Source organism: Microbacterium sp. CH-015 (assembly GCF_049707015.1).
Taxonomy (GTDB): domain Bacteria; phylum Actinomycetota; class Actinomycetes; order Actinomycetales; family Microbacteriaceae; genus Microbacterium; species Microbacterium aurum.
Genome location: NZ_JBNAFJ010000012.1, coordinates 1 through 13,043, shown reverse-complemented (window position 1 = coordinate 13,043; position 13,043 = coordinate 1). Strand labels below are relative to the sequence as shown.

Annotated in this window: 19 protein-coding genes; 12 read left to right on the top strand and 7 right to left on the bottom strand. The window is 65.9% G+C overall.

Annotation, left to right across the window (positions count from 1 at the left end):
* Positions 1–74: 74 nt before the first annotated feature.
* Positions 75–1,190, bottom strand: coding sequence for a hypothetical protein (locus ACPYN4_RS13795; RefSeq protein WP_353807058.1), 1,116 nt, complete (start codon positions 1,188–1,190; stop codon positions 75–77).
* A gap of 199 nt (positions 1,191–1,389) precedes the next feature.
* Between ACPYN4_RS13795 and rpsF the strand changes: the two genes are divergently transcribed.
* The 4 genes from rpsF to rplI are packed head-to-tail and all read left to right on the top strand — an operon-like array spanning position 1,390 to position 2,988.
* The gene (gene rpsF, locus ACPYN4_RS13790) at positions 1,390–1,728 is read left to right on the top strand and encodes a 30S ribosomal protein S6 (RefSeq protein ID WP_060960846.1); all 339 of its coding nucleotides are present in this window, start codon (positions 1,390–1,392) and stop codon (positions 1,726–1,728) included.
* Between the two features lie 6 nt (positions 1,729–1,734).
* Entirely contained in the window at positions 1,735–2,244 is a 510-nt protein-coding gene (locus tag ACPYN4_RS13785; protein ID WP_076688257.1) for a single-stranded DNA-binding protein, read from the top strand.
* Between the two features lie 26 nt (positions 2,245–2,270).
* Positions 2,271–2,525 carry a 30S ribosomal protein S18 gene (gene rpsR / locus ACPYN4_RS13780; protein ID WP_005054609.1) on the top strand — a complete coding sequence of 85 codons (255 nt, stop codon included), beginning with the start codon at positions 2,271–2,273 and terminating at the stop codon, positions 2,523–2,525.
* Positions 2,526–2,535: 10 nt separating this feature from the next.
* A complete protein-coding gene (rplI, locus tag ACPYN4_RS13775; protein ID WP_076688258.1) occupies positions 2,536–2,988 on the top strand; it encodes a 50S ribosomal protein L9 in 453 nt (150 codons plus the stop codon).
* A 106-nt stretch (positions 2,989–3,094) separates the two neighbouring features.
* Here the strand turns inward: rplI and ACPYN4_RS13770 are convergent, their stop codons facing one another.
* Positions 3,095–3,613 (bottom strand): hypothetical protein, encoded by a 519-nt coding sequence (locus tag ACPYN4_RS13770; RefSeq protein WP_424446676.1) that lies wholly within the window; start codon positions 3,611–3,613, stop codon positions 3,095–3,097.
* 482 nt (positions 3,614–4,095) lie between these two features.
* On the opposite strand from ACPYN4_RS13770, the gene dnaB reads away from it, so the two are divergent.
* The 7 genes from dnaB to msrA (ACPYN4_RS13735) all read left to right on the top strand — a co-directional run bounded on the left by dnaB (position 4,096) and on the right by msrA (ACPYN4_RS13735) (position 9,053).
* Positions 4,096–5,478, top strand: a complete 1,383-nt coding sequence (dnaB, locus tag ACPYN4_RS13765) for a replicative DNA helicase (RefSeq protein ID WP_076688260.1) — start codon at positions 4,096–4,098, stop codon at positions 5,476–5,478.
* Between the two features lie 398 nt (positions 5,479–5,876).
* On the top strand, positions 5,877–6,353 hold the full coding sequence (gene msrB, locus ACPYN4_RS13760) for a peptide-methionine (R)-S-oxide reductase MsrB (RefSeq protein ID WP_101966239.1): 477 nt from the start codon (positions 5,877–5,879) through the stop codon (positions 6,351–6,353).
* Complete coding sequence (gene msrA, locus ACPYN4_RS13755) at positions 6,350–6,910, top strand: peptide-methionine (S)-S-oxide reductase MsrA (RefSeq protein WP_101966238.1); 561 nt, start codon at positions 6,350–6,352, stop codon at positions 6,908–6,910. Before msrB (ACPYN4_RS13760) ends, msrA (ACPYN4_RS13755) begins: the two co-directional genes overlap by 4 nt.
* A gap of 52 nt (positions 6,911–6,962) precedes the next feature.
* Positions 6,963–7,382: a GNAT family N-acetyltransferase gene (locus ACPYN4_RS13750; RefSeq protein WP_101966237.1), complete on the top strand. Its 420-nt coding sequence runs from the start codon at positions 6,963–6,965 to the stop codon at positions 7,380–7,382.
* 18 nt (positions 7,383–7,400) lie between these two features.
* A complete protein-coding gene (locus ACPYN4_RS13745; protein WP_219721920.1) occupies positions 7,401–7,892 on the top strand; it encodes a carboxymuconolactone decarboxylase family protein in 492 nt (163 codons plus the stop codon).
* Between the two features lie 130 nt (positions 7,893–8,022).
* Entirely contained in the window at positions 8,023–8,499 is a 477-nt protein-coding gene (gene msrB / locus ACPYN4_RS13740) for a peptide-methionine (R)-S-oxide reductase MsrB (protein ID WP_251393508.1), read from the top strand.
* Positions 8,496–9,053 (top strand): peptide-methionine (S)-S-oxide reductase MsrA, encoded by a 558-nt coding sequence (gene msrA / locus ACPYN4_RS13735; RefSeq protein ID WP_101966235.1) that lies wholly within the window; start codon positions 8,496–8,498, stop codon positions 9,051–9,053. The genes msrB (ACPYN4_RS13740) and msrA (ACPYN4_RS13735) overlap by 4 nt, the downstream gene beginning before the upstream one ends.
* Before the next feature lie 60 nt (positions 9,054–9,113).
* On the opposite strand, the gene ACPYN4_RS13730 is transcribed toward msrA (ACPYN4_RS13735), so the two are convergent.
* The 4 genes from ACPYN4_RS13730 to ACPYN4_RS13715 all read right to left on the bottom strand — a co-directional run bounded on the left by ACPYN4_RS13730 (position 9,114) and on the right by ACPYN4_RS13715 (position 11,322).
* Positions 9,114–9,476, bottom strand: a complete 363-nt coding sequence (locus ACPYN4_RS13730) for a hypothetical protein (RefSeq protein ID WP_180951267.1) — start codon at positions 9,474–9,476, stop codon at positions 9,114–9,116.
* Positions 9,477–9,537: 61 nt separating this feature from the next.
* Positions 9,538–9,939, bottom strand: a complete 402-nt coding sequence (locus tag ACPYN4_RS13725) for a hypothetical protein (RefSeq protein ID WP_424446675.1) — start codon at positions 9,937–9,939, stop codon at positions 9,538–9,540.
* 256 nt (positions 9,940–10,195) lie between these two features.
* The gene (locus ACPYN4_RS13720) at positions 10,196–10,579 is read right to left on the bottom strand and encodes a thioredoxin family protein (protein ID WP_101966233.1); all 384 of its coding nucleotides are present in this window, start codon (positions 10,577–10,579) and stop codon (positions 10,196–10,198) included.
* Positions 10,580–10,899: 320 nt separating this feature from the next.
* Positions 10,900–11,322 carry a thioredoxin family protein gene (locus tag ACPYN4_RS13715; RefSeq protein ID WP_101966232.1) on the bottom strand — a complete coding sequence of 141 codons (423 nt, stop codon included), beginning with the start codon at positions 11,320–11,322 and terminating at the stop codon, positions 10,900–10,902.
* Between the two features lie 112 nt (positions 11,323–11,434).
* Here ACPYN4_RS13715 and ACPYN4_RS13710 point away from each other — a divergent pair, with 112 nt between their 5' ends.
* Positions 11,435–12,118 carry a uridine kinase family protein gene (locus ACPYN4_RS13710; RefSeq protein ID WP_279071142.1) on the top strand — a complete coding sequence of 228 codons (684 nt, stop codon included), beginning with the start codon at positions 11,435–11,437 and terminating at the stop codon, positions 12,116–12,118.
* A gap of 161 nt (positions 12,119–12,279) precedes the next feature.
* On the opposite strand, the gene ACPYN4_RS13705 is transcribed toward ACPYN4_RS13710, so the two are convergent.
* The gene (locus ACPYN4_RS13705; protein ID WP_376127403.1) at positions 12,280–12,690 is read right to left on the bottom strand and encodes a hypothetical protein; all 411 of its coding nucleotides are present in this window, start codon (positions 12,688–12,690) and stop codon (positions 12,280–12,282) included.
* Positions 12,691–13,043: the final 353 nt, after the last annotated feature.

Sequence of the window (13,043 nt, the reverse complement as noted above, 5' to 3'; positions counted from 1 at the left end):
GAAGAGCCCGCCCAGCAGCCCGCCGAACACGCCGACCTGGCCGAGCAGCATGACGACCACGATCACCCCGACGATCACGATGAAGCCCCACGGGACGCCGCGCTTGAGCCGTCGCCCCTGCGGCGCGACGCCCGGCGGTGGGCGCAGGAGCGCGGCGGGTGCCGCGAACGGCAGCGCGGTCGCGCCGGCTGGGGCGGGTGCTCCCGGCGTCGGCGCCGCCATGGCCGCCGGCGCTGAGGCGGGGGCGGCCAGGCGCTCGTCGCGCCACCGCTCCCATTGCGCGAACTTGTCGAGCAGGCCGCGACCACCGAGAACAGCCACGCCCACGTCGCCGCATCGAGGGTCGACGCCTCGCGCGGGGTGTAGAGGAAAAGCCAGTCGTCGACGATCTCGGCATCCAGCGCCGCGGCGTGGTCGACGAAGCGCGCCATGATGTCGGGCGTGAACAGATACAGCGCGTCGGCCTCATACCCCTGTGGGCAGAAGAGGGTGAAGTAGCGGTCGAAGTCGCCCTCGAGGCTCAGCCGCTGGCTCTTGTCGAGGGATGCCGGCAGGTTCGACCCCAGGAAGGAGTTGTTGCCGACGGCATCCAGCACGATGTTCGGCAACGGCGTGGACAGCTTGACGGCCACGTAGCCCCAGCGGTGGGTGCTCTCGTTCTTCCCCGACCCCGTCTTGTAGGTGTAGTTGCCGAACTCGACGAACCGCGGCCGCTCCCCGCGGACGACGTCGGCGGCCACGCGCCCGTGTCCGAGGCCGAAGATCATGCCGGGCAGGGGTGGGTCGGAGACGACCGGGTACCACGTCATGGCGTTCGCCTGGGCGAACCGGTCCAGCCGCCACCACCGCTCCCCGCTTCCCGCGCCGACCACACCCACGATGATGGCGACGACCGCCCCGACGATCACGACCAGCATGACGATCGGGGCGATCGCGAACAGGCCGCCGCCCGGCATCCCGCCCGAGGTGGCCAGCGCGAGGAAGCTCCCTACGATCCCGGAGAACACCGGGCCGAACATCACGAGGAAGACCGCGCCGATGACCGCCGCCAGGACGATCCCGACGACACTGCGCGCAGGGGCGCGCCCGCTCGCGCGCAACTGGCGCACGTACGCGCGCACCGTGGCCCGGTCGGCGGGCTCGGTGAGCGGGCGGGCGTCGAAGGGAACGGATGCCGGGGGCTTGCTCATCTGGCCTCCTCAGTCTTCTGCCACGGTACGGGATTCGGCCGCAGCCGAGCCATCGGCTAGACTGTGGAGGTTGTCCGTCTGCGCCCACCCGGGTGCGATGCGGACACGTGCATCAACCCTCCTGGTGCCGGGAACCGCCCGGCATCCGTTCTAGTCCGAAGGAGGTGGGTTAGTGACGCACTCACACCAGTACGAGCTCATGGTCATCCTCGACCCCGAGATCGACGAGCGTCAGGTCGCCCCCAAGCTCGACGGGTTCCTCAAGGTGATCACCGGTGACGGTGGCACGATCGAGAACGTCGACATCTGGGGCAAGCGTCGCCTGGCGTACGAGATCCAGAAGAAGAACGAGGGCATCTACGCCGTCGTCAACTTCACCGCCACGAGCGAGGCCACGCAGGAGCTCGACCGTCAGCTGAAGCTGAACGAGCAGATCATGCGCACCAAGGTCCTGCGCGCCGAGGAGGCGATCGCCCAGGTCGCCGCCGAGAAGGAGCGCGCCGAGGCCAAGGCCGCCCGCAAGGCAGCGAAGGCGTAACGGACGATGGCCGGCGAGACCGTCATCACCGTCGTGGGCAACCTCACGGCAGACCCCGAGCTGCGCTACACGCAGAACGGCCTGCCCGTCGCGAACTTCACGATCGCGTCGACGCCGCGCAACTTCGACCGTCAGGCCAACGAGTGGAAGGACGGCGAAGCGCTGTTCCTCCGCGCGTCGGTGTGGCGCGAGTTCGCCGAGCACGTGGCGGGGTCCCTCACCAAGGGCATGCGGGTCATCGCGACCGGCCGTCTGAAGCAGCGTTCCTACCAGGACCGCGAGGGCAACAACCGCACCGCGATCGAGCTGGAGGTCGACGAGATCGGCCCCTCGCTGCGCTACGCGACGGCTCAGGTCACGCGCGCGGCATCGTCCGGCGGGTCCGGCGGCGGCTTCGGCGGCGGACAGCAGGCACGCCCGCAGGTGCAGCAGGAGGAGCCGTGGGCGACCCCCGGCTCGGCCGCACCGGACGCGTGGAGCGCTCCCGGTTCCTACGGCGACGACACGCCGTTCTGATTTCACAACACTCGTAAGGAAAAACAATGGCTGGAAAGGCTACCGGCGATCGCCGCAAGCCGCGGAAGGGCGCGAAGAACGCCGCTCCCGCGAAGGCGATCCGCGTCGGCGTCATCGACTACAAGGACGTCGCGACGCTTCGCAAGTTCATCTCGGAGCGCGGCAAGATCCGCGCCCGCCGTATCACCGGTGTCTCGGTGCAGGAGCAGCGTCTGATCGCCAAGGCGATCAAGAACGCCCGCGAAATGGCGCTCCTGCCCTACGCCGGCGCTGGCCGCTAAGGAGCACCTCATGGCAAAGCTGATTCTCACGAACGAGGTTGCCGGGCTCGGAAGCGCCGGTGACGTCATCGAGGTCAAGAACGGGTACGCCCGCAACTACCTCATCCCCCAGGGCTTCGCTGTGGCCTGGACCCGCGGTGGCGAGAAGCAGGTGGCGTCGATCCGCGCCGCCCGCGAGTCGCGCGCGATCCACGACCACGAAGAGGCCGTCGCGCTCAAGGACGCTCTCGAGTCGAACAAGGTCAAGCTGTCGGTCAAGGCCGGCAAGGAAGGCCGCCTGTTCGGTTCGGTCAAGACCGCCGACGTGGCCGACGCCGTCAAGGCGGCGGGCCTCGGCGAGCTCGACAAGCGCAAGATCCACATCACCGCGCCCATCAAGGCCGTCGGTGAGCACGAGGCGACCGTGCGCCTGCGCGACGACCTCACCGCCGTGATCACCCTTCAGGTGGTTGCCGCGAAGTAATCGCGCGGCGGTCGGCGGACGCGAACTCCGCAAGATCACACGAACTCCGCACCGGGAAACCTTTTTCCCGGTGCGGAGTTCGTGCTTTTCCGTGGAGCTTCTGCGGTCAGGTGGTGCGGCCGCGGGCCAGGGCACGAGTGGTGCTGCGGGCGATGAGCATCACCCCCGCCGCGAGGACGAAGAGCCCGGCCCACAGTGGCACGGTGCTGAGCGCGCCGCCCGTCTCGGCGAGGGCCGTGACGTTGCCGACGGATGCCGCGGTGCCGACGATGCTGCCGCCGCCCGACCCCGCAGGAGTAACGCTGGTTCCCGGCGTTCCCGGCGTCCCCGGATCGGTGGGGTCGGTCGGTCCGGTGGGGTCCGTCCGGTCGGTCGGGCTGACCGGGCCCGTGGTGGGCCCGGTTGTGGCGGCGTCGCCGACGATCGCGACGGCGTTTCCGCCTGCGGTGACCGGTGCCGTCAGCGGCAGGGCCAGCTGGGTGCCGCCCAGGATGCCGTCGGCGCCGTCTGTCGTCGCGGCGTCCGCCGTCGCGTCCGATGGGCTCACAGGCGCCGTCGTGGCGGCGCCTGCGCTGGTCGCGTCGAACCAGGCGAAGGCGACGCCGAGGCCCGTGACAGCGAGCATCGGCCAACGGCGGCTGTGCGATCGAGCTGCGACGTCCACCTTCACCTCCCGCGACGGATCGTCGGATGCCGATGAAGCCACCGGCTCTGGAGTGCCTGGATTTCGCACGCTACCCCCGCAGTGCGCGGTTGTCTACCACCCCCGTCGCGCAGCGCGTGCGATTCCGACTTGACAAGGCGACATTCATCCCCATGGTTGTCCCCAGTTCCCCCACCGCCGGTTCAACCTTCAAGCAGCACTTCAACCACATTCACCGTCCACAGCATGTGGGAGAGAAAACCGCAGATCAAGAGGTCATAAATAGTCAGCATCCGTCAAATCTCGGGCGTGTTTCCACAGCCTCTGTACACAGGCGTCTCGGCGTTTCACGCATCCCGTCCACAGAGTTATCCACAGGCCGGTTTGCGGGTGTCGGAACCCGTCTCTAGCGTGGCGTGTGGTCCGGAGAACGAGGCACCCGGGCCGGGGAAGAGGGGCGCTGCATGTCGATCGCGGATATCTCCGACGAACGTCTGGGCGGACCCCGCGAGGAGCGGGGGGCCGAGCGCACCCCGCCGCACGACCTGCTGGCCGAGCAGAGCGCCCTGGGCGGCATGTTGCTGTCGAAGGACGCGGTCGCCGATGTCATCGAGACGCTGCGCGGCACCGACTTCTACGTGCCGAAGCACGAGCTGATCTTCGAGGCGATCCTCTCGCTGTACTCGCACGGCGAGCCGACCGACGTCGTCGCCGTGACCGACGAGCTCATCAAGACCGGCGAGCTTCAGCGCGCCGGCGGCGCCGACTACCTGCACACGCTGACCTCGATCGTTCCGACGGCAGCGAACGCCGGCTATTACGCGTCGATCGTCAACGAGCGAGCGCTGCTGCGCCGGCTGGTGGAGGCCGGGACGCGCATCGTGCAGATGGGCTACAACGGCCAGGGCGAGGCGCTCGACCTGGTGAACAACGCCCAGGCCGAGATCTACTCGGTGACCGGCGCGGAGCGCGCCGAGGACTACGTGCCGTTGCAGGTGGCGGTGGATGCCGCGGTCGACGAGATCGAGGCGGCGCGCGGTCGCGACGGGCAGATGACGGGCATCCCGACCGGGTTCTCCGGGCTGGACCAGCTGACCAACGGCCTGCACCCCGGGCAGATGATCATCATCGCGGCGCGGCCGGCGATGGGCAAGTCGACCCTGGCTCTCGATTTCGCGCGGGCCGCGGCGATCAAGGCGGACATGCCGACGATCTTCTTCTCGCTCGAGATGGGCAAGAGCGAGATCGCGATGCGTCTGATGAGCGCCGAGGGCGCCGTGCCGCTGCAGAGCATGCGCAAGGGCACGCTCGACTCGCGGGACTGGACGACGATCGCGGCGACGCGCGGCCGGATCAATGACGCGCCGCTGTACATCGACGACAGCCCCAACATGACGCTGGTCGAGATCCGAGCGAAGTGCCGACGGCTCAAGCAGCGGGTCGGGCTGAAGATGGTCGTGATCGACTACCTGCAGCTGATGACGTCGGGCAAGCGGGTCGAGAGCCGCCAGCAGGAGGTGTCGGAGTTCTCGCGTGCGCTGAAGCTGCTGGCGAAAGAGCTGCAGGTGCCCGTGATCGCGCTGTCGCAGCTGAACCGTGGACCCGAGCAGCGCGCCGACAAGAAGCCGGCGCTGTCCGACCTGCGTGAGTCGGGATCGATCGAGCAGGATGCCGACATGGTTGTGCTCCTGCACCGCGAAGCCGCCTACGAGAAGGACAGCCCACGCGCCGGCGAGGCCGACCTGATCGTCGCCAAGCACCGCAACGGCCCCACCGACACGATCACCGTCGCCTTCCAGGGCCATTTCTCGCGCTTCACCGACATGGCCCCGGGAGACTTCGGGTAGTGTTGTAGGTTTTTTTTGGAGTTGTCCATTTCGCAGGAGACTTGTCCACGCGATGTCCATATGGACATTTCAGCGCTGACTCCGGGCGCCTATGCTGCTCCCCGTCGCGTCGGAGGACCCCCGTCTGAGACCGTCCCTGTCCCGTAAGACGCAGCGAACTGCGAATCCAAACCGGGCGGGTCAAACGCGAACTCAGACAGTCCGTAAAGCGCGGCGTGCCGCTACTCCAGGGTGCGCCAGTGCGGCGTCGCGCTGATCCACCCGCCTGCGAGCGGCGGAGCCAGTTACTGGGGGCCGTGACATCTCTTGGCATGTCGACAAAGGGTCAAGTCCCGTGGTGTGGTGTCATTCCGTATCAGTAATCTTGAAGAGCGGACCATCTCACCCAGGAGGAGACCATGAGCGCGAAGGATTACGTGAAGACCGAGGAGGCGCTACGCAGCCTCACCGAGGACCAGCGTTACGTCACGCAGGAAGAGGGCACCGAACCTGCTTATGACAACGAGTATTGGGCGAACGACGAGCCCGGCATCTACGTCGACATCGTCTCCGGGCAGCCGCTGTTCTCCTCGACCGACAAGTACGACAGCGGCACCGGTTGGCCGAGCTTTACCAGGCCGATCGATGACGACGCCCTGGACACCAGGACCGATCATCAGCTGGTCACGCCTCGCATCGAGGTGCGTTCGACCGGTGCGGACAGCCACCTCGGCCACGTCTTCCCCGACGGACCGCAGGATGCTGGGGGGCTCCGGTATTGCATGAACTCCGCCGCCCTTCGCTTCGTCCCGGCCTCATCCCTCGAGGAAGAGGGATACGGGCAGTACCGCTCGCTGTTCGACGCGGATGCCGGCTCGACAGGAGTCGTCGCATGACCGCCGGCATCGATGACACCGGAAAGATCACCCGCAACCCCGACACCGAGACCGCCGTCCTCGCGGGCGGCTGCTTTTGGGGCATGGAGGATCTGTTCCGTCGCCAGCCGGGCGTGGTTGACACCCGTGTCGGCTACACGGGAGGCGAGAACGATCACCCGACTTACCGTAACCACCCCGGGCATGCCGAGGCGATCGAGATCGTCTTTGACCCGACCCAGACGACGTACCGCGACATCCTCGCCTATTTCTTCCAGGTCCACGACCCCACGACCCTCAACAGCCAGGGCAACGACTACGGCACGAGCTACCGCTCCGCGATCTTCCCCACCTCCATGCAACAGGAGCAGATCGCCCGCGAGACGATCGCCGACGTCGACGCATCCGGTCTGTGGCCGGGGAAGCCTGTCACCACCATCGAGCCCGCGGGCTCTTTCTGGGAAGCCGAGCCCGAGCATCAGGATTACCTGATTACATACCCCAACGGCTACACATGTCACTTCGAACGCCCCGATTGGGTGCTGCCGAGCCGAACCGAGGCGGACGCGCCGGCATAGCGACGGCGGATCTCAGCGAACCTCGGACGATCGCGCCGGAAACAGGACACACATGGACAGCAGCCAGGACGGCATGGTCACGCTGAGAGGTACCGATCAGGTGCTCGGAGAACTGGACTCGTCCCGGACCGCCGACTCGCTCGCCGAAGTCACGAACATCACGAACGACGAGAGCGCATCGGTCTATGAACTCCGCGTCGAGGACCGCACCGTTGCGGGACTTGTGTACGCCGAGACCGGCAACCGGGTGACTCTGCTCGCGACATCCGTGTTTCCTGAGTTCCGCGGAAAAGGGCTTGCCGGCAAGCTCCTCGGCGGCGTCCTCGACAAGCTTCGCACCGAGGGCCGGACCGTGACCCTGACGTGCCCATTCGCCACCGCATTCGTCCACTCCCATCCCGAGTACGCGGATGTCGTCGACCCCACCTTCCCTGGCAACGCGCACTCACGCAGGCACGGACGACGGCACTGAGCCGCAAGAGAGGCAGCCATGACCCACCTCGAAGAACACTCGCTCCCGTACATGGACAAAGCCCTCCCCGATGCATGGAAAGCAGCGACAACCTTCGCTAGCGCGATTTCTAGAGAAGCCGCTCAGCACGGGCTGTCACTCGCCGAAGGCGAGATCATCAAGATCCGCGTCTCGCAGCTCAATGGATGTGTCTTCTGCCTAGACCTCCACTCCCGGCAAGCCCGGAAGCTGGGTGTGCCGCAGCAGAAGCTCGACCTGCTCCCAGCATGGCGAGAGTCCACGCTCTTCAGTGACCGGGAGGCAGCGCTGCTCGCAGTCGCCGAGACAGCGACCACGCTCCCGCTGAGCGAAGACAGCAAGGCCGACCTCCTCGCCGCCCGAAGCGCCCTCGGTCAGGAAGCTTTCGTCAGCGCCGAATGGGTGGCCACTACCATCAACATCTTCAACAGGATCTCCATCCTCAGCGAGCACCCCGTGCGAGCGCGAGATGCTGAAGGGAAGCTCTCCTAGAGTCGAGAACGGACGCCCCGCAACGCCGCGAAAAGGACAGCATTCTCTCAGGAAAGCGGGACCAAAAGGTCCACTTCTGACGTTATCTCCAGTGACGCCGCAAGCCAGCGGCGGCAGAAACGGAGGAATCGTGCCCAGCAGTAACTACCCCAAGACGTCCGAGGCGCTCAGCCGTCTCACCCCGATCCAGTACCGCGTGACCCAGGAGGACGGCACCGAGCCGTCGTTCTGCAACGAGTACTGGAGCAACCACGAGCCCGGCATCTACGTCGACGTGGTCTCGGGCCAGCCCCTGTTCTCATCCACCGACAAGTACGAGAGCGGCACCGGGTGGCCGAGCTTCACCCGACCGATCCAGTCGGACGCCGTCCACACCAAGACCGACCGGAAGCTCTGGATGGAGCGCACAGAGGTCCGATCCACAGGAGCCGACAGCCATCTCGGGCACGTCTTCGACGACGGACCTGCCGATGCCGGGGGATTGCGCTACTGCATGAACTCGGCCGCACTCCGTTTCATCCCCGCAGCGGAGCTCGAGGCACAGGGATACGGCGAGTACCGCTCCCTGTTCGACACCACCGACACCACAGAGGAGAACGCATCATGACCAGTGGCATCCACGACGCCGGCCAGATCACCCGCACACCCGGCACCGAGACGGCGGTTCTCGCCGGCGGCTGCTTCTGGGGCATGGAGGACCTGGTCCGCCGCCAGCCAGGCGTGCTGCAGACACGAGTCGGCTACACCGGCGGTCGCAACAGCCACGCCACCTACCATCGTCATCCCGGTCACGCAGAGGCGCTGGAGGTAGTCTTCGACCCCGCCAAGACCACCTACCGTGATCTCCTGGCATTCTTCTTCCAGATCCACGACCCGACCACCGTCAACCGCCAGGGCAACGACATCGGCTCCAGCTACCGCTCAGCGATCTTCCCCGTCACCCCGGAGCAGGAGAAGATCGCCCGCGACACCATCGCAGACGTGGACGCCTCCGGCCTGTGGCCGGGCAGCGTCGCGACCACAATCGAGCCGGCAGGCCCGTTCTGGGAGGCAGAGCCTGAGCACCAGGACTACCTGGAGCGGTATCCGAACGGCTACACGTGTCACTTCCCTCGTGCAGGTTGGGTGCTTCCGCCTCGCGCGGCGCATGCGGCGATCTGATCAAAGGAGGAGGGTGTGCTCACCAGGGTGAACACACCCTCCCGGTCGATAGGGAAGCAGTTAGTGAGCTCCGCCGTCGTCGGCCCAGACCTGCAGCTCGTTCATCACAAGCTCGTCGAGCATGGGCGTCTCGTATCGCCCTTCGGCGGTGTAGGACCCATTCCGGAAGCTGAGCCCAGCAACAAGATGGTCTTCAACGATCCATCGAACGTCATAGCAGGCCCGGTAGCTCGGAGGCCAGAAGGAGCAGAAACGCCCCGTCGCGTCGAGGTACCATTCGCCGCGAGTGGACCGCCCATACTCGACATACACAGTGCCGCCGGCGGGGTCGAACGTCTGTGTCGCCCCGTCTGCGTATCGGAGAGGTCCTCTTGTCACCGCGTAAGCAATGTCTTCGGCGAGGACGACGTCGCCATGCTTCATGATCGGCTTCTCCCAGCGTACGGAGCCTCGGCCCTCGTCTTCGTGCTAGACGCGGTCTCCATCAAACAACGGCCTCCTCGATGAGCTCGTAGATGTTCGCGCGCCGGAGGTCGGCGGCGTGAAAGACGAGACCGTCGCCGCGCTCGGGCGGTTCCACGGCGACATGCCGCACGCAAGTCGCGGCGAGATCTCGCTCTTGTCCCGTCATGACAACGAGCCCGATCACCGTGGTGTCGGACCCGACCGCGTTGGTCGCTGCCACTCTGATGTCGCGGGTGACGTGCCGTGCGATGCGGTCCACACGTCGCCGTGAGGCGCCGTCAGCACCCTCGAACACCATCACCACCGTCCGCGGCTGCACAGCGTGCACCGCGCCAGTGACCTCCCGGCGTATGCGCGCCACTTCTGCTCTCCTTGAGCGGAAACCGAGCATTCCTCTGATCCGATATGCGGCCAGCACCATCCGCAGGTCCTCGACCGTGGGCATATCGGAGGCCAGCGGGACGAGATCCAGAACGGCCGCGTCGTCGCCAATACGGACTGGCGAACGTATGTCAGACATCGCGCCAACTGATCGGGGGCATGCCGCACAGGCTTGCGTGCCCATCTACGTCCAACGTTGAGGCTCCCGTCGAGATAGTTGCGCCTTCGTGTGCCACTGCCCCTCGGCGACGGGCGAGGAGGACCGCCCGTCACCAATTCGCTTCGCGCCGCGGCGGCTAGGCGTGAACGTGACCCGGCTCGTGCTGGTGGTTGTCGAGCTCGGCACGGACCTGCTCCATGTCCAGCCCTCGCACCTGAGCGATGAGGTCCTCCAACGCCGGCTTCGGCAGTGCGCCAGCCTGGATGAACACCCTGATCGAGTCGCGGTAGACCGCCACGGTAGGCAATGCACGGATGCCGATCTCCGACGACAGCTGAGCCGCAGCCTCTGTATCGACCTTGCCGAACACAATGTCCGGGTGCTCTTCGGAGGCGGCCTCATACACCGGGGCAAACGCTCGGCACGCACCACACCAGGTCGCCCAGAAGTCGAGGATCACGATCCCATCGCGGCCCGTGACCTCCTGAAAGTTCTCGTCTGTTACCTCTATCGTCGCCATCTCTGGTCCTCTCGTGAACAACCTTATTGGACTTCGTGGTCCTGTTACATAGTCCTCGGTCGCGCGGGACTGCGCAAGGTCGCGGCTACCTGTTGGCGGCGTAGCGATAACCGTCAGCAGCGGGGCGGAGATGCGAGTCGACACGTCGCTACACGCGATCGCCGGATTTTCCGTCCAAGATCAGGCTTGTCGGGCTCGCGAGGCGAGCCTCGGTAGCGGTCGGCTTTCGGGCGCCGCGAAGGTTCCCGGCGTCGTCAACGTCGCCACCCGCGTACGGCTGACTACGTGCTGCTGTCGGACCCGATCGTTGTGACGGTCATTCACCACCGGGGGGGTATCACCGGATGAGTGTGCTCTTGCTCCAGAGGATCGACTTCCATCTCGGTGGCGTCCGACACGGCCTCGACGCCGGCACCCGAGCGACGACTCTCGTTGAGTGCCTGGACGATGCGAGCAAGCGCTGGTTCAGAAAGCGTGCCGGTATGGCTGAAGACTCGTGCGCCGTCTCGGTACCCCAGTAGGGCCGGGACGGCGGCCACGCGTGCGACGTGCGCAGCCTGGAGCTCGCTGGTGATGTCGACGCGTGCGTGCAGGACGTGTGACTGTTCGACGGATGACCTCTCGTAGATCGCACCGAAGGCACGGCAGGGAGAGCACCAGCTCGCCCAGAAGTCGACGACGACGAGTTCGGTCGTCGCAACCACGCTTACGAAACTCTGATCAGTCAAAGCAACCACGGTCATGGGTCAATGCTCCTGTCAATTTCGACGCGGCGGTCTTGGAGGGGCAACGGAATGGCGGCGACCCCGGTGGCTGCGGGGCGACCCCCGCATCGTGTCTCGGTACGATCGCGGAATGCCCGGCCTCGTTGCTCCGATGACCTTGCCGCCCGGCGAGCCGGCTGCCGGCCCTTGGCGGGCGATTCGAGAAGAGGACCTCGTCCGGGTGCTGTTCAATGCGGGCAGCGTTTCGCCCCGCAAGCCCTTAATCGTGGCGGTAGACGGTCGCGGTGCATCCGGGAAGACAACTCTCGCCGAACGGTTGGCTCGACAGGTGGATCGCTCAGCCATCGTCCATACCGATGACATCGCTTGGAATGAACCCTTCTTCACGTGGGGCCATCTCCTCGGCGATCACATCCTGAGTCCGTTGCGCCGCGGTGAGAGCGTGATGTTCTCACCGCCCGCCTGGGCTAAGCATGGGAGGGACGGGGCCATCGAGGTTCGCGCTGGTTTGGATCTCGTGATCATCGAGGGCGTTGGGGCCAGCCAGCGCGAATTGAGCGACCTCGTTGATGCCACCGTCTGGGTACAGTCCGACTTCGCTGCAGCGGAAACACGAGGTATTGCCCGAGACATTGCTCAGGGCGTGAATGGAAGCGCCGAAGAGACCGTCGCTTTCTGGCACGAATGGATGGATGAGGAACTGCTGTTCTTATCGGAGCAGAGGCCGTGGGAACGGGCATGCATAGTTGTCGCGGGGACCCCCACGATCCCGCTCGAGCGAGATCGGCTGGCCGTGGCGAGCGGACCCTTGTAAATCTCCAAGCCCGCGTCATCTCAGGTAGGACGCTCTGATCAGTGGGCGCCCGACATCGTGCGGAGATCCGCTACTGAGGTGCCCTCAGCGAGACCATCGTCGACAATTCTGTGGACCCATCCTTCTACGGTCGTCCCCCTGGGCGCGTGCGGAATTTCGGCTTAGGGCGCGAGCAAGTACGCGACGGGTTCGGAAACGGCCACGATAGCGGTCACCACGATGCCCATGACAGCCAAAGTCGTCCAGCGCGCGGAGGTGGACGCCGCCAGGCCGACCACGATCGTTCCCACGCTCAGCGCGAGGAGGGCGGAGCATGTCGCGATGAACGCCGCGATCGCCCACAGGTTCTCTGTGTCGCTCGTGATCTGCTGCGAGACGAGCCCCGCAAGGAAGTACGAACCGAGGTAGGCGAAGAACAGTCCGCTCGCGGCCATGCACAGACCGGACGTGATCCAGACGGCGACAGCCTGGAGGTGTCGGCGCAGGTATGGAACGAGGAAGACAAGCTGACCGAGAAGTGCGAGCACCGTCCCGAGGAGACGGATATCGGTGAACGAAGTCAGGGAGGCCACCACCAGTGATGTCATGGTGACGATGACGTAAAGCACGGTTACCGCCGCCACCGTTCTCGTCGATCGCGGTTCAGCGGTGGCCAGTAGAGGTTCCGTGCTGGTCATCGGCTGCCTGCCTGTCGTTGATCCCAGATGCTGTGTGTCGTCGTCTTCAGCATCAATGGGAATCTCTGCACCCGCAAGCGGATCCGCTTGCGGGCGCTCGCCCTAGGGGGAAGTGGACATCTTCGCGCAACGATGACGCTGCAGCTCGTGGACATTTCTCGAGTCGAAAGCTGTTTAGCCGGGGCTTCGGGTAGCGCGGTTGTAGTGATCCGGTAGCACGGGCGCGGCGATCGGATAGCGGCCCGCGC